The organism is Streptomyces sp. A012304 (assembly GCF_026008495.1).
Taxonomy (GTDB): domain Bacteria; phylum Actinomycetota; class Actinomycetes; order Streptomycetales; family Streptomycetaceae; genus Streptomyces.
Genome location: NZ_BQUN01000038.1, coordinates 74204 through 98614, shown reverse-complemented (window position 1 = coordinate 98614; position 24411 = coordinate 74204). Strand labels below are relative to the sequence as shown.

General features: G+C 71.4%; 19 protein-coding genes, 1 tRNA gene and 1 pseudogene. All 21 read right to left on the bottom strand.

Translation table 11 applies throughout. The features are described from left to right. Positions 1-13: 13 nt before the first annotated feature. The 21 genes and pseudogenes from ALMP_RS09110 to ALMP_RS09010 all read right to left on the bottom strand — a co-directional run bounded on the left by ALMP_RS09110 (position 14) and on the right by ALMP_RS09010 (position 24310). Positions 14-1357 carry a cytochrome P450 gene (locus ALMP_RS09110; RefSeq protein WP_264925769.1) on the bottom strand — a complete coding sequence of 448 codons (1344 nt, stop codon included), beginning with the start codon at positions 1355-1357 and terminating at the stop codon, positions 14-16. 8 nt (positions 1358-1365) lie between these two features. Beyond that, positions 1366-1959, bottom strand: coding sequence for an ATP/GTP-binding protein (locus ALMP_RS09105; RefSeq protein ID WP_264925768.1), 594 nt, complete (start codon positions 1957-1959; stop codon positions 1366-1368). Further along, positions 1934-2311 (bottom strand): DUF742 domain-containing protein, encoded by a 378-nt coding sequence (locus ALMP_RS09100; protein WP_264925767.1) that lies wholly within the window; start codon positions 2309-2311, stop codon positions 1934-1936. The genes ALMP_RS09105 and ALMP_RS09100 overlap by 26 nt, the downstream gene beginning before the upstream one ends. Then, entirely contained in the window at positions 2308-2709 is a 402-nt protein-coding gene (locus ALMP_RS09095) for a roadblock/LC7 domain-containing protein (RefSeq protein WP_264925766.1), read from the bottom strand. The genes ALMP_RS09100 and ALMP_RS09095 overlap by 4 nt, the downstream gene beginning before the upstream one ends. Next, positions 2706-3896 carry an ATP-binding protein gene (locus ALMP_RS09090; RefSeq protein WP_264925765.1) on the bottom strand — a complete coding sequence of 397 codons (1191 nt, stop codon included), beginning with the start codon at positions 3894-3896 and terminating at the stop codon, positions 2706-2708. The genes ALMP_RS09095 and ALMP_RS09090 overlap by 4 nt, the downstream gene beginning before the upstream one ends. Positions 3897-4345: 449 nt before the next feature. Further along, a tRNA-Leu gene (locus ALMP_RS09085) sits at positions 4346-4430 on the bottom strand. 386 nt (positions 4431-4816) lie between these two features. Then, positions 4817-6001: a serine hydrolase gene (locus tag ALMP_RS09080; RefSeq protein WP_264925764.1), complete on the bottom strand. Its 1185-nt coding sequence runs from the start codon at positions 5999-6001 to the stop codon at positions 4817-4819. A 294-nt stretch (positions 6002-6295) separates the two neighbouring features. Continuing rightward, positions 6296-7342 (bottom strand): sugar phosphate isomerase/epimerase, encoded by a 1047-nt coding sequence (locus tag ALMP_RS09075; protein WP_264925763.1) that lies wholly within the window; start codon positions 7340-7342, stop codon positions 6296-6298. Positions 7343-7571: 229 nt separating this feature from the next. After that, entirely contained in the window at positions 7572-8741 is a 1170-nt protein-coding gene (gene eboE, locus ALMP_RS09070; protein WP_264925762.1) for a metabolite traffic protein EboE, read from the bottom strand. Between the two features lie 3 nt (positions 8742-8744). Next, positions 8745-9593 carry a TatD family hydrolase gene (locus ALMP_RS09065; RefSeq protein WP_264925761.1) on the bottom strand — a complete coding sequence of 283 codons (849 nt, stop codon included), beginning with the start codon at positions 9591-9593 and terminating at the stop codon, positions 8745-8747. After that, positions 9593-10339: an EboA domain-containing protein gene (locus ALMP_RS09060; RefSeq protein WP_264925781.1), complete on the bottom strand. Its 747-nt coding sequence runs from the start codon at positions 10337-10339 to the stop codon at positions 9593-9595. The genes ALMP_RS09065 and ALMP_RS09060 overlap by 1 nt, the downstream gene beginning before the upstream one ends. Positions 10340-10357: 18 nt before the next feature. Next, positions 10358-11266: pseudogene (locus tag ALMP_RS09055) on the bottom strand (sugar phosphate isomerase/epimerase family protein); the annotation flags it as partial. Between the two features lie 395 nt (positions 11267-11661). Next, positions 11662-12792 (bottom strand): inositol-3-phosphate synthase, encoded by a 1131-nt coding sequence (locus ALMP_RS09050; protein ID WP_264925760.1) that lies wholly within the window; start codon positions 12790-12792, stop codon positions 11662-11664. Between the two features lie 88 nt (positions 12793-12880). Further along, positions 12881-14224, bottom strand: a complete 1344-nt coding sequence (locus ALMP_RS09045; protein WP_264925759.1) for a ThuA domain-containing protein — start codon at positions 14222-14224, stop codon at positions 12881-12883. A gap of 12 nt (positions 14225-14236) precedes the next feature. Continuing rightward, positions 14237-16768 (bottom strand): PQQ-dependent sugar dehydrogenase, encoded by a 2532-nt coding sequence (locus ALMP_RS09040; RefSeq protein ID WP_264925758.1) that lies wholly within the window; start codon positions 16766-16768, stop codon positions 14237-14239. Positions 16769-16860: 92 nt separating this feature from the next. Continuing rightward, positions 16861-17859, bottom strand: coding sequence for a sugar phosphate isomerase/epimerase (locus tag ALMP_RS09035; protein WP_264925757.1), 999 nt, complete (start codon positions 17857-17859; stop codon positions 16861-16863). 15 nt (positions 17860-17874) lie between these two features. After that, complete coding sequence (locus tag ALMP_RS09030; RefSeq protein ID WP_264925756.1) at positions 17875-19086, bottom strand: Gfo/Idh/MocA family protein; 1212 nt, start codon at positions 19084-19086, stop codon at positions 17875-17877. A 221-nt stretch (positions 19087-19307) separates the two neighbouring features. Further along, positions 19308-20348, bottom strand: coding sequence for a substrate-binding domain-containing protein (locus tag ALMP_RS09025; protein WP_264925755.1), 1041 nt, complete (start codon positions 20346-20348; stop codon positions 19308-19310). Between the two features lie 17 nt (positions 20349-20365). Next, positions 20366-21385 (bottom strand): ABC transporter permease, encoded by a 1020-nt coding sequence (locus ALMP_RS09020; RefSeq protein ID WP_264925754.1) that lies wholly within the window; start codon positions 21383-21385, stop codon positions 20366-20368. Next, positions 21382-22905 carry a sugar ABC transporter ATP-binding protein gene (locus tag ALMP_RS09015; protein WP_264925753.1) on the bottom strand — a complete coding sequence of 508 codons (1524 nt, stop codon included), beginning with the start codon at positions 22903-22905 and terminating at the stop codon, positions 21382-21384. Before ALMP_RS09015 ends, ALMP_RS09020 begins: the two co-directional genes overlap by 4 nt. A gap of 223 nt (positions 22906-23128) precedes the next feature. Then, entirely contained in the window at positions 23129-24310 is a 1182-nt protein-coding gene (locus ALMP_RS09010) for an ROK family protein (protein ID WP_264925752.1), read from the bottom strand. Positions 24311-24411 lie beyond the last annotated feature (101 nt).

Below are 24411 nucleotides of genomic sequence, written 5' to 3'. Positions count from 1 at the left end.
GGTGTTGTGAGAATCACCTTGTCAGCCAGTTGAGGAACTGGCTCCACAGTCCGCTGCGTTCGGTCCTGCGCGCCGTGTCGGCCGCCTCGGACGCGGGTGTCTCCACACGCGACTGCTGGGTCGCGCGGCGGACCGGCTGGACCGGGGTGAACCGCGCGGGCAGCGTCGCCAGCGCGCGGTTGAACGGTCCCGGACGCCAGGCAAGACTGTCCTCGGGCACGGCGAGTTCGATGTCCGGTAGCTGGTTGAGCAGGTTCTCGATGGCCGTGACGGCGATGTGCCGGGCGGGCTCCTTGGAGGGGCAGGCGTGGGGTCCGGCGCTCCAGGCCAGGTGCGCCCTGTTGCTGCCGGCCTGACGTGCCGCCGAGAGCGCGGGGCCGGTGTTGGCGGCGGCGAAGCTGACCAGCATCAGGTCACCCGCGTCCAGTTTCTGCCCGGCGAACTCCATGTCGGCCACCGGGTAGTGGGGGGCGTAGTTCGACATCGGGGGGTTCTCCCACAGGGTGTCGTCCATCGCCTCCTCGATGAGTCCGCCCTCGTTGGCGTACCGGTCGTGGGTGAGCAGCCGGTGCAGGGTGTTGCCGATGAGGTTGCGCAGCGGCTCGGCGCCCGCGCCGAGGAGCAGGGCGAGCTGGTGCGTCATCTCCTCGTCGGTCAGTTTCGCCTGGTGCTGCATCAGCCAGGAGGTGACGTCGTCGCCGGGCCTGTTCCGCTTGAGGGCGATCAGCTCGCCGACGGCGCGGAAGAGCACCTCGGTGGCCTTTTCGGCGTTGATGCCGTCGAACATGCCGGAGATGCCGAAGAGCACCCGGTCGCCGATGTCGGCGGGGCAGCCGAAGAGTTCGTTGAAGACGAACAGCGGGAGCTGCTTGGCGTAGTCACCGAGCAGGTCGGTCGAACCGCGGGCGCTGAACTGGGAGATGAGGTAGTCGGAGATCCGCTCGGTGGACTGGCTCAGTCGGCGCGAGTCCACGCGCGCCATGCTGTCCGTGACCGCCTGACGCAGCCTCAGGTGCTCGGCGCCGTCGCTGAACATGCAGTTGGGACGGTAGGCCAGCAGCGGTGCGACGGGGCTGTCCGGGGGCACCTTGCCGTCGTTGAAGTCCCGCCAGCGGCGCGCGTCCTTGCGGAACGAAGCGGAGTCCTGGAGGAGTTGGAGGGCGGTGGCGTAGTCGGTGACGAGGGTGGCCTCGACGCCGGGGGCGAGTTCGACCGGGGCGGTCGGCCCGTAGTGGCGCAGGTAGGTGTAGTAGGCCTGCGGATCGGCCGCGAACTCCGGGCCGTGCAGCGGCACTCGGCCGCCGGTGTGGTGCGCCGGGCACCCGGGCGGGGGCACCGGAGCGGTGGGTTGGTCCATGTCTGCTCCTAGTGGGCACGGTCCTGCAAGTGGCGGACGAGGGTGATGAGCGCTTCGGCCGAGGACCGCTCGTCCCGGGCGTCGCAGGTGACGACGGGGGTGTCGTCGAGCAGGTCCAGCGCCTCACGCAGGGCCGTTTCGTCACGCAGGGGGCTGCCGTCGAAGTGGTTGACGGCGATGGCGTAGTCGAGTCCGTACTGCTCGATGAGGTCGATCACGGCGAAGGAGTCCGCGAGTCGTTCGGGGTCGACCAGCACCAGGGCGCCGAGCGCGCCGCGGGCCATGTCCTCCCACATCTGCACGAAACGCTGCTGGCCGGGCGTTCCGAACAGGTACAGCACGACGCGGTCGCTGATGGTGAGGCGGCCGAAGTCCATGGCGACCGTGGTGGTGGTCTTGCCCTGGACGCCCTTGAGGTCGTCGACGGACTCGGCGGCCCGGGTCATCGTCTCCTCGGTGGACAGCGGCTCGATCTCGGAGATCGCCCCGATGAACGTGGTCTTGCCCACCGCGAAGTGGCCGACGACGAGGATCTTCACGGCGGTCTGTGTCGCGCCGCCGCGGACGTACGCCGTCTCATCCAAACTTGGCCCTGAGACCATTCAGCACCTCCTCCAGGATCTCCCGGTCGGCGAGGGGGGCCCGCTGGACGGGCGGGCGGGTGATGAGGTAGCCGCCCTCGGTGAGGGCGGCGAGGAGGATCTTCACCACGCCGAGGGGCAGCTGGGTGTGGCCCGCGATCTCGGCCACCGAGAGGTAGCCGGCGGAGCACAGGTCGAGCAGCTTCTGTTCCTCCGGGGACAGCCGGGTGGGCCGCTGCTGGCGGTCGGCGGCCGCCGTGACCAGCGTGATCAGGGAGAGCTGCTCCTCGTCGGGCAGTCCCCGCCCCTTGGTGATGACGTACGGTCGCACTAACTCCGGTGTCTGGGGCTCCAGCTCGTCGAAACCGGTCATGACCGTACGCCGAGGTTCTCGCGCGGCGGCGTCGTCAGCGCCTTGCCGAGCTGGCCGACGAGCTGCTGCATCCGGAAGGTGATGTCCGCCATGTCGACGTCGGGGGAGGCGGAGACGCCCAGGTAGGCGCCCTCGCCGGCCGAGATCAGGAAGACCCAGCCGCCGTCGAATTCGACGAGTGTCTGCCGCCACCGCTGCTGGGCGTCCTCGCAGAAGAAGGCGAGGGAGCGGCTGAGCGACTGCACACCGCTCATCGCTGCGGCCACCCGGTCCGCGTCGTCCTTGTCGAAGTCCTGCGTCCGGGCCATCAACAGGCCGTCGGCGGAGATCAGGACGGCGTGCAGGGCCCCGGGAATCTCCAGGGCGCTGTCAAGCATCCATGACAGATCGTCGTTCACGAGAACTCATGCCCTTCGCTGCTTGCACCACGTGTGCTGCTCGACTGTTCCGCGGGATCCGCAGGCATGGCCCGCCGGCCCGACTGGGTGCCACGCTGGAAGGCACCCATGATCGCCGCCGTCTCCGCGCCGGAGCGGGCGGGCGTGGGGGCGTTGGAGGCGCTGCCGGGCACGATGGCCATCGGCCGCTTGCGGCGCCGCTTGGGCAGGCCGTCGGCGGTGGTGGCCACGGCACCCGCCGGTTCGGGGCCGCTGCGGGCGGGTGCGGGTGCGGGGGCGGGAGTGGCTGCGGCGGGAACGACCGGGGTCGGGTCCTTCTGCTCGGGTGCGGTGGTGAGCAGGTCGTGCGGCAGGAGGAGGACCGCCCGTACGCCGCCGTAGGGCGAGGTGGAGTCGACGGACACCTCGAAACCGAAGCGTTCAGCGAGGACGCCGATCACCGCGAAGCCGAACTGCGGCGGATTGCCGAGGGAGGACACGCCGGAGACGCGTTCGGTCGAAAGGAGTTTGTCGGCGCGGGCCCGTTCCTCGTCGTTCATGCCGACACCGGCGTCGTCGACGACGATGCAAATTCCCTTGGGCACGGTGCGAATGTTGATTTCGACAACGGTATCCGGGCTGGAATAGCTGGTCGCGTTGTCGAGAAGTTCGGCGAGGGCCAGCGCCACCGGTTCGACGGCACGGCTGGTGATGCCGAAATCGACCTGCGACAGAATTTCCACGCGCCGGTAGTGCCGGATCCTGCCCTGCGCGCTGCGGACCACGTCGTACACCGACGCGACATCGCGCTGACGTCCCAGCCAGCCGTCGCAGAGGACCGCGATGGACTGGGCGCGGCGGCCGAACTGGGAGTTCGTGTGGTCGATCTCCAGGAGGTCCTGGAGGATGACCGACTCACCGTATTTGTTCTGCAGTCGGGAGACGATCAGCTGCTGTTCCGCGGCAAGACCCTGAAGGGTACGCATCGCGGACTTCAGGACCGTTTTGGTTGCCTCTTCGGCTCTTTCCTGAGCTGCCTCGACGGATTTCGCGTACCCGTTCTCCAGCTCGGTGTGCCGAGCCCGGAGATCTGCGAACTCCTGCCTTAACGTCCGCGTCGCCCTGCGCTGACGAACAATGATGGCGATCGCGACGAACACGGCGACGAGGAGAGCCCAGAGTACCGGGTTCTGTATGTAATCAGTCATAAGACTCTCTTCAGGCGACTGACGGCCAGTTGCTGAATTCCCGTCAATGCGGGTGGACCGGCGGGACCGCCCGCACCGGGGTCTCCGCCCGGACTGTCCCCGTAGTCGGGGATGTCGTCTTGCACCCATCCGCCCGCTCTACAAGCGCCGTGATCGTATCACCACAAGATGCGATCAACGACTGCCAACATCGTGCACCGCGGAGAACATTGACGGCCCGTCAGTAACGCTGCGACGGGCCTTGCGGCGGGCAGCCCGGGGACAACCGATAAACGGGCTTCCGCCACATTCGGTAGGTAATCGCGACGTACGGAACGTTTTCCGGGAACGATGTGCAAAGAAATGACAAAACCCGCAACCGGGGAATCCCGGATGCGGGTGCGTGTCGCTCGGTCCGTGTGAGACCTTCACTCACCGAGTGAATAACACTGGATACCTGGAGTGATGAGTGTCCGAGGGGGGACTTGAACCCCCACGCCCGATAAAGGGCACTAGCACCTCAAGCTAGCGCGTCTGCCATTCCGCCACCCGGACCAGGTGTCTGCCGCTCGGCGGGGGTGTTCCCCGCAGCGACATGGACAACAATACCAAGCTTTCGGAGTGCGTTTCACCTGCGTATCCGCCTGCGCGTGGGCTGGGCGACGGAGACGCAGCCGATCAGGCCGGACGCCCGGGGTGTCGTCCCCGACCCGCAGCCTCTCGGTGAGGAGACGGGGTGACGGGCTTCGGCTCCACCGTGGTCGCGGCGGGGTGGTGCGCCGGCGGCTGACGCGGAGGACCTCGGCATGCCGGTCTTCACCGACGACACACCGCCGCCTCACCTGGACGGGCGCGTCGTCAGGGCTGACAGGGGCAGCGTGGACGGCGAAGACGGGCCATCGCCGGGGTGAGCTCACCGCCCACGGCGACGGCACCTCCCCTCACGGGGTGCTGGGGTGCCTGGCGCACAGTGCGTGGTCGATCAGGGCGCTGGCCGCGTTCTCCTGCTCCAGTATGTGCTCCTTGGTGTCGCCGCGGGCCTCGGACATGGAGACCACGGCGCTTCGACGCCCGTCATCGGTGACGCCGTTGAGGGTGATGTAGCCGCCGTCCCCGCCCTCATGGCTCCAGTAGGTTCCTCCGCATCCCAGGGGGCGTTCGACCAGGCCGAGCCCGTATCGGCCCTTGGGCCACAGCTGTTGGACCTCCGCGCTCACAGGGACGGTCTGCTTCATCTTGGCCAGCTGCCGTGCCGGCAGGAGGCGGCCGTCGAGCAGCGCGCGGAAGAAGCGGTTCTCATCCCGAGTGGTCGTGACCCACGAAAGGTTCGCGTAGTCCACCGGTATCTGGTCGGTGACATCCACCCGGGAACCGGGGCCGAAGAGCTGGTAAGCCTGGGCATGGGGCCGGGGCAGGGTGGGGGAGGTGCCCATCCACCGGGTCTGGTCGAGGCCCAGCGGGCGCAAGATGCGGTCTTTGATCTCTTGGTGAGCGGGGTGACCGGTGGCCTTCTGGATGATCATGTCGAGCAGGACGTAGCCGGTGTTGGAGTACGCCCAGCCCTTGCCGGGCAGGAAGTCCTCCGGCTCATGGGCCATGGCGAGGTCGACCAGCTGCTTGGGTTCGTAGACGTTGTGGCGCTGCTGGTAGTACTCCTTCGGCGTGGTGTATCCGGGCAGGGCGTCCCGGATGCCGCTGGTGTGCTGGAGCAGGTGGCGGATGGTGATCTGGCTGCCGTCGTTGCCGTTGCCCCGCACCACTCCGGGCAGCCAGTGGTCGACCGTGTCGTCCAGGGACAGCCTGCCCTCGGCCTCCAGCTGGAGGACCACGGTGGCGACCAGCGTCTTGGACGTGCTGGCCATGCGGAAGTAGCCGCCGGAAGAGACCGGGCGGCCGGTGTTCAGGTCGGCGGTACCGCTGCTGGCGACCGACTGCCGACCGTCAGGCGCGATCACGCGGGCCTGCACACCGCTCACACCGAGGGCGTGGATCGCCTCGGTGTCCCGGCGCAACTGCTCCACAGGGGAGGGACCGGCGGGCTGAGCGATGGCGGGAACCACCTCGGCGGTGAGCAGCGTAGCGACACCGAGTGCCATGACCAGGTGCTTTCTCAGAGAAGAAGTCATGGCTGGACGCTAGTTTCGCCCCCACCGGGGCGCGATCCGGCGAACCCCAAGATCGGAACGGGGGATAACCCCCGAGGGCGGGCCGTCGCCGGTCTGGCACCGATCTGCCGAGCGCGGTGTGACGGTTCGCGAACTCAGTACCACCGAGCGGTCCCGCCGTCGGACGGGACCGCTCTCTTGTCGAAGGAGCCTCAACCTTGATCGTTTCCTTGGTCCGGAAAAGGCGCTGCCCGTCTGCGCGGCGGCCCTCCCCGGACTCGGACGCGGGGAGGGCCGCCGCACGCGCGCGTGCGCTCAGCACTTCTCGCGCAGCGAGTGCAGGTGCGCACTCGACCGCCGCGCGAACGTGAACGACTCGGCCGGGTTGTCGTGTTCGGCCTGCCAGTGGTGGGCGAAGCGGTGGCCGCGCAGCCGGGTCACGGCGGAGATGAACCGCTGGTAGTCGATGTCGCCGTCACCGACGTCGACCATGCGGTAGCCGAACTGGTTGTCGGGGTCGCTCACGCCGTCCTTCACGTGGAAGAGCGGGTAGCGGTGCGGCCGCCTGAGGACGTAGTCCAGTGGTTCGAACGGCGCGGGGGTGCCGTCGGGCCGTGTGGAGAAGCGGAACTGGCCGACGTACGCCCAGAAGATGTCCATCTCCAGGAACACCAGGTCGGGGTCGGTCTCCGCGAGCAGGACGTCGTAGAGGCGGACCCTGGGGTTGTCGGTGGCGAACGAGAACTCCTCGGAGTGGTTGTGCTGGTAGAACTTCATGCCGCGCGCCTTGGCCGCCGCCCCGTAGGTGTTGAAGTCCTCGGCGGCACGCTTCCAGGCGTCGACGGTGGAGCCGTAACGGAACGGACCCGCGGCGGTGCCGATGTGCTTGAGGCCGAGGGCCTGGGCGTCGTCCAGGACCTTGGTGAGGTTCGTGGCGAAGGTGTAGGCGTTCGGGTCGCTGGAGTAGTAGCCGACGTGGCTGCCGATCGGGTTCAGGCCGTGGTCCCGGGCGAGTCTCCTGAGCCGGGCGAGGGTGATCGGGCCCGCGGAGCCCTGGGTGTAGCCGGCGAACTCGACCTCGTCGTACCCGTACTTCTCCAGTTCGGCGAAGACGGGGGCGAAGCCGAGGGTGGAGACCTTGTCACGCAGGCTGTAGAGCTGGATGCCGAGGCGGCCGGGGGGCAGGACGGGGCGGCCGCGGCCGGCCGTGGTGGTGGCGGTGGCGCCGGTGGTGGAGGCCGTGGCGGGGCCTGCGGCGGCGCCCAGGAGGGCGGCTGCGGTGGCGCCGGCGGCCACGCCGAGCATGCCTCGTCTGGTGAGGCGGTGGGTGAGTTCGGGGTCGGGCTGCGAGCGGCGGCTCATGTGTGGACTCCTCGGGTCGGAGGGCGGTGTCAGTGGCGGGTGCTTCACTGGTGACCAGTCGGACCCGTCGGGGCAGGGGGGCTGTCAGGACGGGCCGGCCGGGTGGATCAGGCGTGCGGTCGGTGTCGGCGCCGAGGGCGTACCACCGGCGGATGTCGGCGGCCGTGCGGCCGGGGTGGGTGACCGGTGGTGGTCGCGGGTGGTGTGTTTGGCTCGGGTGTGGGAGGGGTCATGGCAGTTCTTTGAGACCGAGGTCCGTCAACAGGTCGCGGGCGAGCGCGAGTTCGGCGGCGATGCCGTCGGCGAGCTGGGCGCGGGCGCGGGGCCTCAGCTCGGGCGGGAGGGCCTGCCAGGTGTAGGTCTCCACCTCGAGGTGGCCGGTGAGCGGGTGCGGGCCGCCGACCAGGCGGGCCAGCGCGGCGTGCAGGACGGGGAGCGTGGAGGTGAGGGGCGCGGCGGGGGCCGCGTGCAGCGGGACGTGGAAGTGGGCGCGCCAGGGCGAGGAGTCCGGCAGGGCGCCGCCGGCGAGGGCCGCGCCGAGGTCGTCGGTGCCGTGCAGCCCGGCGGCGGTCCGGGTGCGGGTCTGGTGCAGGAACCGCGGTTCGTCGAAGGCGGCGAGGGCCGCGCGGACGTCGGGGCGTCGGGGGTGCTCGGCGTGCAGGGCGGCCGACAGCTGCGATTTGACGACGGGGACGCCTGCCGCGGCGAGCGCGTCCAGGGCGGTGTGCGGGTCTTCGAAGGAGGTGGCGAGATGGCAGGTGTCGACACAGACGCCGATGCGTGGGTGGCCGACGGCCGTGAGCGGGGCGAGGGCGTCGCGGGTGGTCTCGACGGTGCAGCCGGGTTCCGGTTCGAGACCCACCCGGACGGAGCGGCCGGTGAGCTCCGCGAGCGCGTCCAGGCGCTCGGCGAGGGTCAGCAGGGCGGTGTGGGCGGTCTTGGCGCGGGCGTCGTCCCAGGTGGTGCGCCAGCCGAGCGGGAGGGTGGAGACGCTGCCCTCGGTGACGTCGTCGGGGAGGAGTGCGGCGAGGACGCGGGCCAGCGCGGTCGTGTGGTCGAGCCGCTCCCGATCGCCCCAGTCCGGCTTGTACACGCGGTACTTGACCTGCTCGGCGCCGAACCCCTGATAGGGGAAGCCGTTGAGGGTGACGACCTCCAGTCCGTGCCGGTCCAGTGTCGTGCGCAGCCGGCGCAGGGCGGCCGGGTCGGTGTCGAGGGAGTGGGCGGCGTCCTTGGCGAGCCAGAGTCCGATGCCGAGCCGGTCGCGGCCGAGGCGGCGGCGGACGGGTTCGCAGTGGTCGCGGAGTTGGGCGAGGACACCGTCGAGCGTCTCGGCGGGATGGACGTTGGTGCAGTAGGCGAGATGGACGGTGGTGCCGTCGGGGTGGCGGAAGCGCATCGGTCACTCTCCGCCGCGCAGCACGGAGTTGCCCTCATGGGTGGCGCCGGGAGGGGTGACGTCGAGGTCGAGCCGGCCGCTGAGGCCGTAGAAGGCGACCGGGTTGCGCCACAGGACGCGGTCGACGTCGTCGTCGCTGAACCCCTCGGCCAGCATCAGGTCGCCCACGGCGCGGGTCTTGAGGGGATCGCTTTTCCCCCAGTCGGCTGCGGAGTTCACGAGGATCCGCTCGGGGCCGTGGGCGCGCAGGACGTCGATCATGCGGCGCTCGTCCATCTTGGTGTCCGGATACACGGAGAAGCCCAGCCAGCAGCCGCTGTCCTTGGCCTCCTTCACGGTGGTCTCGTTGAGGTGGTCGATCAGGACGCGTTCCTCGTCGAGGGCGGACTCCCGGATCACGTCGAGGGTGCGGCGCAGGCCGGCGAGTTTGTCGCGGTGCGGGGTGTGCACCAGCGCGGGCAGCCCGTGGTCGGCGGCGAGCTGGAGCTGGGCGGCCAGGGCGGTGTCCTCGGCGGGCGTCATGGAGTCGTAGCCGATCTCCCCGACGGCCACCACCTGGTCCTTGACGAGATACCGGGGCAGTTCGTCCAGGACGGGGACGCAGCGCGGGTCGTTCGCCTCCTTGGGGTTCAGGGCGATCGCGCAGTGGTGGGCGATGCCGTACTGGGCGGCGCGGAAGGGCTCCCAGCCGAGGAGGGAGTCGAAGTAGTCGAAGAAGGAGGCGGGCGAGGTGCGGGGCTGGCCGAGCCAGAAGGACGGCTCGACGACGGCGCGGACACCGGCCGCGTACATGGCCTCGTAGTCGTCGGTGGTCCGGGAGGTCATGTGGATGTGGGGGTCGAGGATGCGCATCAGGACTCCTTGCCGTGGGGGTCGGCGGGGCGGTGGAGGTCCGTGCGGAGGGGGAGAGCGTGCGGTGGGGGTACGACCGGCGTGGTGGGGATGGTCAGGGCCAGGACGTGGTCCAGGTCGGGGGGCACGGGACGGCCCGCGGCGGTGCGTTCGGCCGCGTAGTCGCGGAGCATGCGGGCGAGTTCGGTGTCGCCGCGCGCCCGGTCCTCCAGGCCCGCCACCTCGTCGACGGGCACGGAGGTGAACAGGCACTTCAGGACGGCGTGGCGCCAGGCGTGGGCGTCGAGATGGCGGGCGGCGTACGGGCCGACGGCGGCGGCCAGCAGCCGGGTGTCGTTGGTGCGCAGCGCGTCCTCGACGAGCGGCAGTGCCTCGGGGCCGGGCACGAGGTGGGGCAGCGCCTGGAGGACGGCGCGGCGTTCGTCGGCGGTGCCCTGGAAGTAGACCCGGGTGAGCGCGGCCGGGTCGGCGCGGGCCGCGTGGAGGATGAGCAGGCGGGCGGCGTCGGCGTACCGGCTGCCGCAGCGGCGGCCGGCCTCGGCGAGGCGTAGCTCCCACACGGAGATGGGGCCGTGGGTGCCGGGCTGTGCGGCGGCCTCGTCGAGAGCTCGGCGGAGCCAGACCAGCGCGGGTGGTGGGAGGTGGGTCGCGAGGTGGGTGTACTGGGCGTCGAGGGAGGGCAGGGCCGGCGTGGTGCCCTGGGGCGCCGCTGCCGAGGTCGTCGGCGTGGCGTGGGGGTGGGTCATGGTGGTGCCTCCTTCCGAGGTGGCGGAGGGCTCGCCGGGTCGTGCGGGTGCCGCCGCGCGGCGCAGGAACGGCAGGGACCGTTCGGCGTGGTGCGGGCCGGCGTGGGAGTGGCGGGGCAGTTCGACGACCGTCAGGCCCTGGTAGCCGGTGGCGGCCAGCGCGGCGAGGACCGGCGGGAAGTCGATCTCGCCGTCTCCGAACGGGAGGTGTTCGTGGACGCCTCGGCGCATGTCCTCGATCTGGACGTGGCGCAGCCAGGGAGCGGCGGCGCGTACGCAGTCGGCGGGCGGGAGGGGTTCCAGGCACTGGCAGTGGCCGATGTCGAGGGTGACACCGAGGGGCTCGGGGTCGCCGAGGAGGAGGCGCAGGTGATGGAAGTCGGCGAGGGTGGCGAGGAGGTGGCCGGGTTCGGGTTCGACGGCGAGGGGCAGGCCGGCGGTGGCGGCGGCGTCCACGACGGGGAGGAGGCTCTCGGTGAGGCGCTTCCAGGCGGTGTCCCGGTCCGTGCCCGGCGGGACGGTTCCGCTGAAGCAGTGCACCGCGTGGGCGCCGAGGTCGGCGGCGACCCGGACGGCGCGGATCAGCAGGTCGACGCGGCGGGCCCGGTCGTCGGGGTCCGGGTCCAGGAGGGTGGGCCCGTGCTTGCGGCGCGGGTCCAGGACGTAACGGGCGCCGGTCTCCACGGTGACGCCGAGTCCCAGCGCGTCCAGGCGGTGCGCGAGGCGCCGGGTGCGGGTGGCGAGGTCCGGGGCGAGCGGGTCGAGATGCATGTGGTCGAGGGTGAGTCCCACACCGTCGTAGCCGAGGTCGGCGAGCAGGGTGAGAGCGTCGTCGAGGCGGAGGTCGGTGAGGCCGTTGGTGCCGTAGCCGAAACGCAGGCCGGCGGCTCCGCCCGAGAGCGACCGGGCCTCGGGGCCGACCGCCACGGACGCCGATCCGGCCTGGGAGCCGGCCACCACAGCCGCCGCCCCGGCCCCGGGCCTCCCCACCCCGGACACCGACCCGGCCCGGGAGCCGGCCGTCACAGACACCGACGGCCCCGCCACCCCACACACCGACCCGCCCCCGGAACCGGCCACCCCAGACACCGACCCGACCTCGGGCCTCCCCACCCTGGACACCGACCCGACCCCGGGCCCCGCCACCCCGGACGCCAGCCCGGTCGCAGGCCCCGCCGCCGCAGACGCCGGCCCGGCCCCTGGTTCCGTCGGAATGAACGCAGGACCGGCCCCTGGCGTCGTCGGCATGGACGCAGGCCCGGTCTCAGGCCCCGCCCCAGACCCCGGCCCGGCAGTCCGTCGCGCTCCCCCCTCTCCCCCGCTCATTCCTCCGCCCCGCCGCTCAGCCGTCGGGCGAACCGCTCCAGCTGTGCGTACTGCTCCGCGAGGGAGGAGGGCGCGTCGCCCTCGGGGTCCTTGAAGAAGAAGGCGAGTTCGGGGCGGGGGCCGGACAGGCCCTGTTCGTGGGCGCGGGCGAGGAGGCGGGCGAGGTCGAGGACCAGGGGGGCGGCGAGGGCCGAGTCGCAGCCCTGCCAGATGGTCTGGAGGACCATGCGGGTGCCGAGGAAGCCGTCGAAGGCGACGTGGTCCCAGGCGGTCTTCCAGTCGCCGAGCGCGGGTACGTCGTCGATGTGGACCTGGCCCTCGGGCGTGGTGCCGAGGGTGTCGGCGAGGACGCGTTCCTTGCCGGCGTTCTTGGCCGCGGCGGCCGCCGGGTCGGCGAGGGCCGCGCCGTCGCCGCCGCCCAGGAGGTTGGTGCCGGACCAGGCCCGCACGGCGAGCGCGCGCTGGGCGAACATCGGCCCGAGGACGGAACGCAGCAGGGTCTGCCCGGTCTTGCCGTCGCGCCCCGCGTACGGCAGGCCGCTCGACGCCACGAGGTCGGCCAGTGCCGGGTGGCGCAGGCCGGTGGAGGGGGTGAAGTCGACGTACGGGCAGCCCGCGCGCAGGGCGGCCGCCGCGTAGAGCGTGCTCGGCGGGAAGGCGGGACCGGCCGGGGCGGGTTCCGTGGAGGCGACGTTCACGACCACCGCGCGCGCCAGGCCGTGCCGTCGTACGAAGCCCCGCAGGTCATCGGTGAAGGCGGCGATGAGCTGCTCCTCTTCCCGGGTGTCCCCGGGGAGCGGGCCGCCGGTCCTGATCTCCCGCTCGGCGGCGGTGAGTTCGGCCGCCACGGCGGAGGGCAGGCCCGCGGGGAGGACGCCGCCCGAGGCCAGCTGCTCGGCCCGTTTGGGCAGGGGGCAGTCGACGGTGTCGTGTCCGCCGAAGACGAACGACGACAGGGCGGGCAGGCCGCTGTCGGCGAACATCGGCGTCTCGGTGACCAGGCCCGTCGGCGGACGCAGGCCGGCGGTCACGGCGGCGCACCCGGCGACGACGGTGGTGGCGACGGAACCGCGGGCCCCGACCAGCCAGACGCCGACGCGAGGGGGGACGGAGCGGGGCACGGACATGGCGGCCTCCTTGTCGTGCGCGCACCTCGGCGCGGAAACGGTGGTGGTGACGGCGGGCGGGGGTCCGGCGTCCCCCGCCCGCCGCCGTTCAGTGGCCCTGAACGGGCAGTTCCTTGATCCGGACGTCGCGGAAGGACACCCGGTCGTCGGCTCCGTGGTTCTGGAGACCGAGGTGCCCGTCGCGCAGGCTGCGCGCCGGATCGGTGTTGGTGAAGTCGTTGATCTTCACGCCGTTGAGCCAGACGCGGAGCCGCTCGCCCTCCACCCGGATCTCGTAGGTGTTCCACTCCCCCGGCGGGTTCAGTGCGCGGTCGCGCTTGGCCAGGTCGGCGGAGCGGAAGCCGTACACGGAGCCGGTGGTCTTCTCCGGTACGTCGGTGGCGTCGATCTGGATCTCGTAGCCGTTGTGCACGGCCGACCAGGGGTCCTCGGAGGGCGGGAAGCCCACGAAGACACCGGAGTTGTCGTCGCCGGAGGCACTGGACATCCTCCAGTCCAGCTTCAGCGAGTACGAGGAGAAGCCCGATGCGGCGTACCAGAGCAGGCCCATGCCGCCCGACGAGGTGAGGGTGCCGTCGTCGTCCAGGGTGAAGGAGCCCGGGCCGGCCTGCCGCCAGCCGTCCAGGGAGGTGCCGTCGAAGAGCGGGCGGTATCCGGTCTCCGGTCGGCAGTCCGCGTGGATCCTGCCTACCGCATACAGTATTCCGCCTGCGAGGTGCCGGCGGAACGCTGGATCCGCGAACGACTCCTTCGTGTGGCCGCCCCCGGTGTAGAAGGCGCGGCCGCCCCGGTAGTTCTGGCACCAGGCGATCGGGTGATCGCCGTCCATGGTGCCGCCGGTGTACGAGGACTCGTCGAGGGAGGCCAGGACGTGGGCCCGTTCCCGGGGGTTGGAGCGGTAGTTGTACCACTCGTCGGTGCGGGGCCAGGTGCGGGCGAGCGCCGAGGTGGCCGGGTGGGCGCGGTCCTCGACGACGACCGTGGCCGGCTGGATCGCCGGGTGGGAGTGGAAGTAGGCGCCGGCGAGGCCGCCGTAGAACTCCCAGTCGTACTCGGTGTCGGCGGCGGCGTGGACGCCGACATACCCTCCGCCGTGCCGGATGTACTCCTCGAAGGCGCGTTGCTGGGGGGCGTCGAGGACGTCCCCGGTCGTCGAGAGGAACACGACCGCGTCGTAGCGGCGCAGGTTGGACGGGGTGAAGGCGCGTGCGTCCTCGGTGGCGTCGACCGTGAAGCCGTCGGTCCGGCCGAGTTGTCGCAGCGCCGCGACGCCGTCGGGGATCGAGTCGTGCCGGAAGCCGGCCGTCTTGGAGAAGACCAGCACCCGTTCGCGCGGTGGGGACGGGGAGTGCGGGACGGCGGGTTGGCAGAGGCTGCCGAGGAGCAGCGCGGCTCCCGCGACCGCTGTGGCCAGTCGCCCTGTTGAGCGCATGAGAGCCTCCGCTCAGCTGGTCGGGGAAGTGGTGAAGGTGAAGTCGTCCACCTCGTACAGGGCGCCGGATCCGCTTCCCTTGAACACCAGGTACAGCGTGGTGGTGCCCCTCGGGGCGCGGGACAGGTCGGCGCCGATGTCCCGGTAGGTGTCCCAGCCGCCGGTCGGCGTCACGGTCACCTTGCCGAGCAGGGTGCCCTTCGGTGAGCCGGCGCGGATCTCGAGGGTGCCGCCGGCGCCGCCGGAGGAGACGCGCGCGGTGAACTTGCGGGCGTCGGCCAGGACGTACGGCGTGAAGGAGACCCAGTCGCCGTGGGAGATCTCGCCGACGGTCCGGCCGCCGTGCGCCGACTCGCGGGGGGTCACCGTGACGCCGGAGGAGTCACCGAAGTGCTCGGCCTGGCGGTGGCGGGGCTGGAGGACGTGCCGGTCGTGCGTGGTGAGCGCGGCCTGGCCGCCGCCTCCGCCGTCGGTGTACTCGGCGTCGAACACGCCGAAGATGTTGGCGTCGTCGTCGTGGCCGCCGTCGGCGCTGGTCCGTAGGGTGCCGGTGCAGCCGTTGGCCGAGGTCACGGGGTGGCCGTGGCTGTCGTGGCCGAGGATGAAGGTGACCTTGACCTTGGCGCAGTCGATGGTGCGGTCCTCGGGGTCGGTGACCCGCACCTTGTACGGGATCACGTCGCCGAAGCCGAACAGCTTTCCGTCCTGGGGGAGTTCGAGCGTCACCTTGGGGGCGGTGTTGCCGACCACGATCCGCACGCTCGCGCTGCCGCTGCGGCCGCTGGGGTCGGTGGCGGTCACGGTCGCCGTGTAGGTGCCGTTCTTCTTGTAGCGGTGCGTCGGATCGGCCGCCGTGGAGGTGGTGCCGTCACCGAAGTCCCAGCTGTAGGTGAGCGTGTCGCCGTCCTGGTCGGTCGTGCCCGCGGAGGAGAGACGAACCCTCAGCGGTGCCTGCCCGGAGGTGCGGTCGGCGGCGGCCTGGGCGACCGGGGAGTGGCCGTCGGTGGCGTTCTCGATGCGGTACAGGGCGGAGTGCTCGTCGCCGCCGAACCAGGAGACGCCGTAGTCGAGCACGTACAGGGCGCCGTCGGGGCCGAAGGCCATGTCCATGATCTGTGTGCCGGTCCACGGCACGTCGTCGATCGACTGCACGGTGCCGTCCGCGTCGCTGCTGACGCGCTTGATCCAGCGGCGGCCGAACTCGCCGGCGAAGAAGTCGCCGTCGTACGCCTCCGGGAACTTCACCAGTGAGTCGAGCGCGGGGTCGTAGTGGTAGACGGGGCCGCCCATCGGCGACTCGGAGCCGTCGCCGAACTCGGGGACGGACGCGCCGTCGTACGGGATCCAGGCGGGCTGGGCCGGGGGCAGGTCGGTGAGGCCGGTGTTGTGCGGTGAGGTGTTCTTCGGGGCGGCGCAGTCGAACGGCGCACCGGACACACCCGTCGCGAAGTCGTAGGCGATGTACGGGTCGTTGTCGCCCGTGCAGAACGGCCACCCGAAGTTGCCGGGGCCGGTGACCCGTGCGAACTCGACCTGCCCGGCCGGTCCGCGCGCCGGGTCGGCGGCACCGGCGTCGGGACCGTAGTCACCGACGTAGAGGATGCCCGTCTCCTGGTCGACGCTGAAGCGGAACGGGTTGCGGAGGCCCATCGCGTAGATCTCCGGCCGTGTCCGGTCCGTGCCGGGTGCGAAGAGGTTGCCGTCGGGGACGGAGTACGAGCCGTCGGGGTTGACCTTGATGCGCAGGATCTTGCCGCGCAGGTCGTTGGTGTTGCCGGAGGAACGCCGGGCGTCGAAGGCGGGGTTGCGGTCGGCGCGGTCGTCGATGGGCGTGAAGCCGTCCGACTGGAAGGGGTTGGTGTCGTCGCCCGTCGACAGGTACAGGTTGCCCGCCGCGTCGAAGTCGATGTCGCCGCCGACATGGCAGCACAGGCCGCGTGAGGCGGGCACGTCGAGGATCTTCGTCTCGCTGGCGGTGTCCAGTGTGCCGTCGGCCTTCAGGACGAACCGGGAGAGGCGGTTGACGCCGTCGAAGGGGGCGAAGTCGGCGGGCGTTCCGGTCTCCGGCGCATCGCCCGCCGGGGTGTTCAACGGGGGCGCGTAGTAGAGGTAGATGAAGCGGTTGATGGTGAACTGCGGGTCCACGCCGATGCCTTGGAGGCCTTCCTCGTCGTGGGAGTACACATCGAGCTTGCCGGCCAGGCGGGTGTTGCCGGCCGCGTCGGTGAGGCGCAGTTCGCCGTCGCGGGAGGTGTGCAGGACCGAGCGGTCGGGGAGGACGGCCAGCGACATGGGTTCGCCGACCTCGGCCTCGCCCTTGGCGAGGGTGACCTGCTGGAAGTCCTCCGCGGCGGCACCCGTCGACGCGGTCGCGGCCGCGGCCGCCGGGTCGGCGACGGCTGCGCCGGCCTGGGGTGCGGTGAGGGTGAGGGACGCGCCGGCCAGCAGGGCGCCGCTCAGAAGAGCGACGGCTCTGCGGAGGGACGGGCGTCGTCGGTGGTTCTCGGTTCTGCCGGTGCGGGTGGTGCGTTCGTTCCCGTGCACGGGTGCCTCCAGGGATGGGGCCGGTTGTGCGGGTGGGTGCGTACGCCGGGATGCGCCGTCATCCCGGAGGGCTGAAGCGGGGCGCGTGACGGTCAGTTGCCGAACGCCGCGTCGAAGGAGGCCGACGGTGGCTCGAAGTCGAACGCCTTGAGGCGGGCCAGCGCCTCGGGGGCGCCCTGGAGCCGGTCCATGCCGGCGTCCTCCCACTCGACGGAGATCGGGCCCTGGTAGCCGATGGAGCGCAGCATGCGGAAGACATCCTCCCAGGGCACGTCGCCGTGTCCCGCGGAGACGAAGTCCCAGCCGCGACGCGGGTCGCCCCAGGGCAGGTGGGAGCCGAGGCGGCCGTTGCGGCCGTCGAGACGCTTGCGGGCCTCCTTGCAGTCCACGTGGTAGACGCGGTCGCGGAAGTCCCACAGGAAGCCGACCGGGTCGAGGTCCTGCCACACGAAGTGGGAGGGGTCGAAGTTGAGGCCGAAGGCCGGCCGGCGGTCGACGGCGTCCAGCGTGCGGACGGTCGTCCAGTAGTCGTATGCGATCTCACTGGGGTGGACCTCGTGAGCGAACCGCACACCCTCGGCGTCGAACACGTCGAGGATCGGGTTCCAGCGTTCGGCGAAGTCCTCGTAGCCGCGCTCGATCATCGTCTCCGGGGCCGGCGGGAACATCGCCACCAGATGCCAGATGGCGGATCCGGTGAAGCCGATGACGGTGTCGACGCCGAAGGCGGCCGCCGCGCGGGCGGTGTCGGCGATCTCGGCGGCGGCCCGCCGCCGGACCCCCTCCGGTTCGCCGTCGCCCCAGATGCGGGCGGGCAGGATCGCCCAGTGGCGTTCGTCGATGATGGCGTCGCAGACCGCCTGCCCGACCAGGTGGTTGGAGACGGCCCAGCACTTCAGACCGTACTTGTCGAGGAGCGTGCGCCTGGAGTCGAGGTACGCCGGGTCGGCGAGGGCCTTGTCGACCTCGAAGTGGTCGCCCCAGCAGGCGAGTTCGAGTCCGTCGTAGCCGAAGTCGCGGGCGAGGCGGCAGACCTCTTCCAGGGGGAGGTCGGCCCACTGGCCGGTGAAGAGCGTGAACCTGCGCGGCATTGTCGAAAGCCCTCCTCAGTCGGCTATCGGGGTGTAGACGGAGTTCTTCTCGGCGCTCTCCTCCACCGCCGCGAGGACCCGCTGGACCTGGAGTCCGTCCGCGAAGGAGGGTTCGGGCCTGCGGCCCTCGGCGATGGCGTGGACGAGGTCGCGGGCCTGGTGGACGAAGGTGTGCTCGTAGCCGAGGCCGTGGCCCGGCGGCCACCAGGCGTCCAGGTAGGGGTGGTCGGGTTCGGTGACGAGGATGCGGCGGAAGCCCGCGTGGGCGCCGGGCTCGGTGGCGTCGTGGAACCACAGTTCGTTGAGGCGTTCCAGGTCGAAGGCCAACGAGCCACGCTCGCCGTTGAGTTCGATGCGCAGGGCGTTCTTGCGGCCGGTGGCGTAGCGGGTGGCCTCGAAGGAGGCGAGGGCTCCGGAGGGGAAGCGGGCGGTGAACAGGGCGGCGTCGTCGACGGTGACCGTGCCCATGGCGGTGCCGGCCCCCGTACCGGCGAGGCCGCGGGTCGCCCCGTCCGCGAGTGGACGCCGGCGGACGAAGGTCTCGGTGAGCGCGGAGACACCGGCCAGCCGCTCCCCCGCCAGGTGCTGCGCGAGGTCGACGATGTGGGCGCCCAGGTCGCCGAGCGAACCCGAGCCGGCCAGCTCCTTGCGCAGCCGCCAGGTGAGCGGGAACTCCGGGTCGACCAGCCAATCCTGAAGGTACGTCACCCGTACGTGCCGCAGGGTGCCGAGCCGTCCCTCGGCGACCATCCGGCGGGCCAGGGCGGTGGCCGGCACCCGGCGGTAGTTGAAGCCGACCATCGCCAACTGACCGTTGTCGTAGGCGGCTTCGGCGGCGCGGGCCATCGTCTCCGCCTCCTGGACGGTGTTCGCCAGGGGCTTCTCGCACAGGACGTGCTTCCCCGCGGCGAGCGCGGCGACGGCGATCTCGGCGTGGCTGTCGCCGGGTGTGCAGATGTCGACGAGGTCGACGTCGTCCCGTTCGATCAGCGCCCGCCAGTCGGTCTCGGTCGCCGCCCAGCCGTGCCGGTCGGCCGCCGTGCGCACGGCGGCCGCGTCCCGGCCGCAGATCACCGCGAGGACCGGGCTGCGGGGCAGGTCGAAGACGCGGCCCGCGGTGCGCCAGCCCTGGGAGTGGGCGGCGCCCATGAACGCGTAGCCGACCATGCCGACGCGCAGCGGTGGCGTCGCGGCCTGCGGTCCCGCTGACTGCTGCGGCTGTTCCATGCAGGTGTCCTCCTCGTCGTGGTGGCGCGGTGGGGGGTGGGTCCTGCCCGGCAGGAGAGAGTGCGGGCGTATCGGGCGGGCCGGGTCAGGGAACGCCGGTGCGTCGCGCCCGATGAGCGGCTCCGCGTCCGTGCGCGACCGGCGTGCGGCTCGGGTTCAAGCCGACGCCCGTGCCCGGTCCACGGCCGGTACGGCTCCTGCCGGCGGCCGGCGGCACCCGCTCACCGGAACCCGGTCGACATGTACTGGTCGACGTTCCCCTTGTCGACGACCGCCGAGTAGAGGGTGATCGACGCGGGGATCTCGTACTCGGCGAGACCGCCGACACCCTTGCCCTGGCCGAGGGCGCGGGCCAGGTCGATGGCGGAGGCCGCCATCGTGGGCGGGTAGAGGACGGTCGCCTTGAGGACGCCGTTGTCCTGCTTGATCGCCTGGAAGGCGGAGAGGGCCCCCGCCCCGCCGACCATCAGGAAGTCGTCGCGCCCGGCCTGCTCGATGGCGCGCAGCGCGCCCACGCCCTGGTCGTCGTCATGGTTCCACAGCGCGTCGAACTTGGGCTGTGCTTGCAGGAGTTGCGCCATCTTGGCCTGACCCGACTCCACGGTGAAGTCGGCCGCCTGGCGGGCCACCTTCTTGATGTTGGGGTAGTTCTTCAGGGCGTCGTCGAAGCCCTGGGTGCGCTGCTGGGTGAGCTCCAGGTTGTCCAGGCCGGCCAGTTCGATCACGCGGGCGCCGGACTTCCCCTTGAGCTTCTCGCCGATGTAGTGGCCGGCGTTGAGGCCCATGCCGTAGTTGTCGCCGCCGATCCAGCACCGGTAGGCCTGCGGGGAGTTGAAGATCCGGTCGAGGTTGACGACCGGGATGCCCGCGCGCATCGCCTTCAGGCCGACCTGGGTGAGCGCCTTGCCGTCGGCGGGCAGCACGACCAGGACGTCGACCTTCTTGTTGATCAGGGTCTCGATCTGGCCGATCTGCTGGGCGGTGTCGTTGGAGCCCTCGGTGATCTCGAGGGTCACGTCGGAGTACTTCTTCGCGCGGTTCTTGGCGTTGTCGTTGATGGCGTTGAGCCAGCCGTGGTCGGCCTGCGGTCCGGCGAAGCCGATGGTGACCTGCTTGCCGGGCTGGTCGTCGGCGGCGGGCCGGTCGTTCGCGGCCGGCTCCTCCTCCTTCGGATCGTTGCTGGTGCAACCCGCGAGGAGGGCACCGGCCCCGACGGCGGCGGTCCCGAAGAGCAGCCCTCTGCGACTCGTGGTGTGCGGCATGGCGGTGAACCCTTTCCTCAGGTCGTGCTCGCGGTACGGCGCTGGACCAGCACGGCGGCGACGATGATCGCGCCCTTGGCGATCTGCTGGACGTCGCTCTGCAGGTTGTTCAGGGCGAAGATGTTGGTGATCGTGGTGAAGATCAGCACGCCGAGCACGGATCCGGTGATGGTGCCGCGGCCCCCGCTGAGCAGGGTGCCGCCGATGATCGCGGCCGCGATGGCGTCGAGTTCGTAGAGGTTGCCGTTGGTGTTCTGGCCCGAGCCGGACAGGATGATCAGCAGGAAGGCGGCGATGCCGCAGCACAGCCCGGACAGCAGGTAGAGGTAGAGGCGCTGGCGGCGTACGTCGATGCCGGCGAGGCGGGCGGCCTCCGCGTTGCCGCCGACGGCGACGGTGCGCCGGCCGAAGGTGGTGCGGTTCAGGACCAGCCAGCCGATGATCGTCACGACCGCGAACACCATGACGAGGGGCGGTACGCCGAGCACGTAGGCGTCGCGCTCACCGAGATCGAGGATGCCGTCGACGGTGACGATCTGCGTCCTGCCGTCGGTGATCTGCAGGGCGAGGCCGCGGGCCGAGGCCAGCATGGCGAGCGTCGCGATGAACGGCACCATCGCGCCGTAGGCGATGAGCAGGCCGTTGACCAGGCCGCAGCCCAGGCCGACGGCGACGGCGGTGAAGAGGATGCCGCCGAAGCCGTACTCCTGGGTGGCGACGGTGGTCGCCCATACCGAGGCGAGGGCGACGATCGCGCCGACGGACAGGTCGATGCCGCCGGAGGTGATGACGAAGGTCATGCCGACGGTGACGACGCCGATCACCGACGCCTGGGTGAGGACGAGTTGGAGGTTGCGGGTGTCGAGGAACTCGTCGGGTCTGGTGATGCCGCCGATGAGGATCAGCACGGCGAGCACGCCGAGCAGGGACAGGGTGCGGACGTCGGCGTGGGCCATGAGCCCCCGCCAGGCGGGGAGCCGGTCCGGTGGGGCCGTCTTGTCGGTGCCGCCCCGGGGCGGGGACACATGCTGCGTCATGACGCCGGGCTTCCTTCCATGACGAGGTCGAGTACACGGTGTTCGTCGAGCTCCCGGGCGGGCGCGGTGTGGACGACGCGGCCCTCGCGGAGCACCAGGACGCGGTCGGCGAGGCCGAGGACCTCGGGCACCTCGCTGGAGACCAGCAGCACGGCGAGGCCGTCGGCGGCCAGTCGCCGGACGACCGCGTACAGCTCGGCGCGGGCGCCGACGTCGACTCCGCGCGTCGGTTCGTCGAGCAGCAGGATCCGGCAGCCGCGCAGCAGCCAGCGCGCCAGGACGGCCTTCTGCTGGTTGCCGCCGGACAGGGTGCGCACGGGCGCGGACGGGTTGTCGGGGCGCAGGGACAGCTCGCGGGTCGCCGCCCGGGCCGCGCCCTGTTCGGCGCCCCGGTCGATCCAGCCGGCGCGGGAGAAGCGGGAGAGGGAGGAGACGGAGACGTTGCGGGTGACGGACTCCAGCATCAGCAGGGCCTGGGCCTTGCGTTCCTCGGGGGCGAGGCCGAGTCCGGCGGCGACGGCGGCCCGTACGCTGCCGGGACGCAACGGCCGTCCGTCGACGAGCACGTGGCCGGCGGTGGGCTTGCGGGCGCCGTAGATCGTCTCCAGGATCTCGGAGCGTCCGGAGCCGACGAGTCCGGCGAGGCCCACGATCTCCCCGGGGTGGACCACCAGGTCGAGGGGTTCGAACTCGCCTTCTCGGGCCAGGCCCCGCACCTCCAGCAGCGGTGTCCCGGTGGCCGCCGCGTCCTGTACCGGCCGTTCGGGGAAGACGTACTCGACGTTGCGTCCCGTCATCAGCGCGACGACCTCCCGTGTCGGCGTCGTCTTCGCGGGCAGTCCGCCGGCCACGGCCCGGCCGTCCTTCAGCACGGTCACGCGGTCGCCGATGCGGCGGATCTCCTCCAGGCGGTGGGAGATGTGGACGACGGCGACGCCGTCGGCGGTGAGGTCACCGACGATGCGGAAGAGGTTGTCGACCTCGTCGGGGTCGAGGGCGGCGGACGGTTCGTCCATGACGATGAGCCGCACGTCGTGGGAGAGGGCCCGGGCCATGGAGACGATCTGCTGCTGGGCGGCCGACAACTCGCCCACCAGGCGCGTGGGATCGATCTCCGGGTGGCCGAGTCGGCGCAGGAGCGCGGCGGTCGCGGTGCGCGCCGTTCTGGTGCGGATGACGAAACCGGCGGCCGTGGGCTCGTGGCCGAGGTGGACGTTCTCGGCCACGGACAGGTGTTCCACCAGGTCGAGTTCCTGGTAGATGGTGGCGATGCCGAGGCGCATGGCGGCGATCGGGGAGCGCAGGGTGACCGGTTCGCCGCGCCAGCGGATGGTGCCCGAGTCGGGCTGGTGGGCGCCGGCCAGGACCTTGATGAGGGTGGACTTGCCGGCGCCGTTCTGGCCGAGCAGACAGTGCACTTCACCGGCCTGGACGTCGAGGTCGACGCCGTCCAGGGCCCGGACTCCGGGGAACGACTTGGTGATGCCGGACATGCTGAGCAGCGGTGCTTCTGGTGCCATGTGGGTTCCCCTCGGCGGGCGTGCGGGCCGGAGTCAGGGCGGAACGGGGCAGGGCAGGACAGGGCAGGGCAGGGCAGGGGCGCTGTGCTGGTGTCGCGTACCGATGTGCCGTACCGAAGTGCCGTACGGATGCGCCGTACAAAGTGCCGTACGGATGCGCCGTACCGATGTGCCGTACCGATGCGCCGTACGGAAAAAGGGGGTGTCGGGCGTGGGTCGGTGGCTAGGCGGGTGAGAAGAGGTGGTCGCTGATCAGGCGGGCCGCGCCGATCACGCCGGCGGTGGGGCCCAACTCGCCCAGGACGATGGGCAGGTTGCCGGTCGCCAGGGGCAGCGACTGGCGGTAGACCTGGGTGCGGATGGCGGCGAGCAGGGTGTGGCCGAGGCCGGTGACCCCGCCGCCGATCACCACCAGGCCGGGGTTGAAGAACGACACGAGTCCGGCGATGACCTGGCCGACGCGGTTGCCGCCCTCGCGGATCAGGTCGAGGGAGGTGGCGTCACCCGCGGCGGCCGCGGCGGCGACGTCGGCGGCGGTGAGGACGCCGTGCGTCTCCAGCCGGGTGGCGAGTTCCGCCGAGAGTCCCTGCTGAGCGGCGTCCACCGCGTCCCGGGCCAGGGCGGCGCCGCTGAAGTGGGCCTCCAGGCAGCCCCGGTTGCCGCAGGCGCAGGGTCGTCCGTCGGGCACGGCCTGGATGTGCCCGATGTCGCCGGCGCTGCCGGTCGTCCCGCGGTAGACCTGGCCGCCGACGACGATGCCGCAGCCGATACCGGTGCCGATCTTGACGCAGAGGAAGTCGGCGACGGTGCGGGCGACGCCCGCGTGCTGCTCCCCCATCGCCATGAGGTTCACGTCGTTGTCGACCATGACCGGGCAGCCGAGTTCCTGGCTGAGCGCCTCCCGCACGGGGAAGCCGTCCCAGCCCGGCATGATCGGCGGCGCGACCGGTACGCCCTCGGGGAAGCGGACCGGGCCGGGCACCCCGATGCCGGCGCCGTCGAAGCCCTCCGCCAGTCCCGTCGCCTTCAACTTCGCTGCCATGGCGAGGACTTGCTCGAAAACCGCGACCGGTCCCTCACGTACGTCGAGGGGCTGGTTGAGGTGTCCGAGGGTCTCCAGTTCGGCGTTGGTGACCGCGACGTCGACCGAGGTCGCGCCGATGTCGACGCCGAGGAAGCGCAGTCGGGGGTTGAGCCGGACGTTGTGGGAGCGGCGGCCGCCGCGCGAGGCGGCGAGTCCGTCGGCCACCACCAGTCCCGTCTCCAGCAGCCGGTCGACCTCCACGGCCAGCTTGGACCGTGACAGTTCGACCTGGTCGCCCAGTTGGGCGCGGGAGTTGGGGCCGCCGTCGCGCAACAACTTGAGCAGGCGGGCCTGATGCGCGTTCGCGGGTCGTGCCGTCATCCGTCTCACGAGCCCCTCCCGCCTCGATCGGCCGCCAGCTGTCGGGCTTTCGAGGGGAACGTAGCAGCGGTTGCCGGGGCTGGGAAGAAGTCCTGCGGGAA

What these genes read in the sequence shown, in the direction of transcription:
- ALMP_RS09110 (WP_264925769.1), bottom strand. Translation starts at nt 1,357, where the DNA reads ATGGACCAACCCACCGCTCCGGTGCCCCCGCCCGGGTGCCCGGCGCAC.
- ALMP_RS09105 (WP_264925768.1), bottom strand. Translation starts at nt 1,959, where the DNA reads ATGGTCTCAGGGCCAAGTTTGGATGAGACGGCGTACGTCCGCGGCGGC.
- ALMP_RS09100 (WP_264925767.1), bottom strand. Translation starts at nt 2,311, where the DNA reads ATGACCGGTTTCGACGAGCTGGAGCCCCAGACACCGGAGTTAGTGCGA.
- ALMP_RS09090 (WP_264925765.1), bottom strand. Translation starts at nt 3,896, where the DNA reads ATGACTGATTACATACAGAACCCGGTACTCTGGGCTCTCCTCGTCGCC.
- ALMP_RS09080 (WP_264925764.1), bottom strand. Translation starts at nt 6,001, where the DNA reads ATGACTTCTTCTCTGAGAAAGCACCTGGTCATGGCACTCGGTGTCGCT.
- ALMP_RS09075 (WP_264925763.1), bottom strand. Translation starts at nt 7,342, where the DNA reads ATGAGCCGCCGCTCGCAGCCCGACCCCGAACTCACCCACCGCCTCACC.
- eboE (WP_264925762.1), bottom strand. Translation starts at nt 8,741, where the DNA reads ATGCGCTTCCGCCACCCCGACGGCACCACCGTCCATCTCGCCTACTGC.
- ALMP_RS09065 (WP_264925761.1), bottom strand. Translation starts at nt 9,593, where the DNA reads ATGCGCATCCTCGACCCCCACATCCACATGACCTCCCGGACCACCGAC.
- ALMP_RS09060 (WP_264925781.1), bottom strand. Translation starts at nt 10,339, where the DNA reads ATGACCCACCCCCACGCCACGCCGACGACCTCGGCAGCGGCGCCCCAG.
- ALMP_RS09050 (WP_264925760.1), bottom strand. Translation starts at nt 12,792, where the DNA reads ATGTCCGTGCCCCGCTCCGTCCCCCCTCGCGTCGGCGTCTGGCTGGTC.
- ALMP_RS09045 (WP_264925759.1), bottom strand. Translation starts at nt 14,224, where the DNA reads ATGCGCTCAACAGGGCGACTGGCCACAGCGGTCGCGGGAGCCGCGCTG.
- ALMP_RS09035 (WP_264925757.1), bottom strand. Translation starts at nt 17,859, where the DNA reads ATGCCGCGCAGGTTCACGCTCTTCACCGGCCAGTGGGCCGACCTCCCC.
- ALMP_RS09030 (WP_264925756.1), bottom strand. Translation starts at nt 19,086, where the DNA reads ATGGAACAGCCGCAGCAGTCAGCGGGACCGCAGGCCGCGACGCCACCG.
- ALMP_RS09025 (WP_264925755.1), bottom strand. Translation starts at nt 20,348, where the DNA reads ATGCCGCACACCACGAGTCGCAGAGGGCTGCTCTTCGGGACCGCCGCC.
- ALMP_RS09020 (WP_264925754.1), bottom strand. Translation starts at nt 21,385, where the DNA reads ATGACGCAGCATGTGTCCCCGCCCCGGGGCGGCACCGACAAGACGGCC.
- ALMP_RS09015 (WP_264925753.1), bottom strand. Translation starts at nt 22,905, where the DNA reads ATGGCACCAGAAGCACCGCTGCTCAGCATGTCCGGCATCACCAAGTCG.
- ALMP_RS09010 (WP_264925752.1), bottom strand. Translation starts at nt 24,310, where the DNA reads ATGACGGCACGACCCGCGAACGCGCATCAGGCCCGCCTGCTCAAGTTG.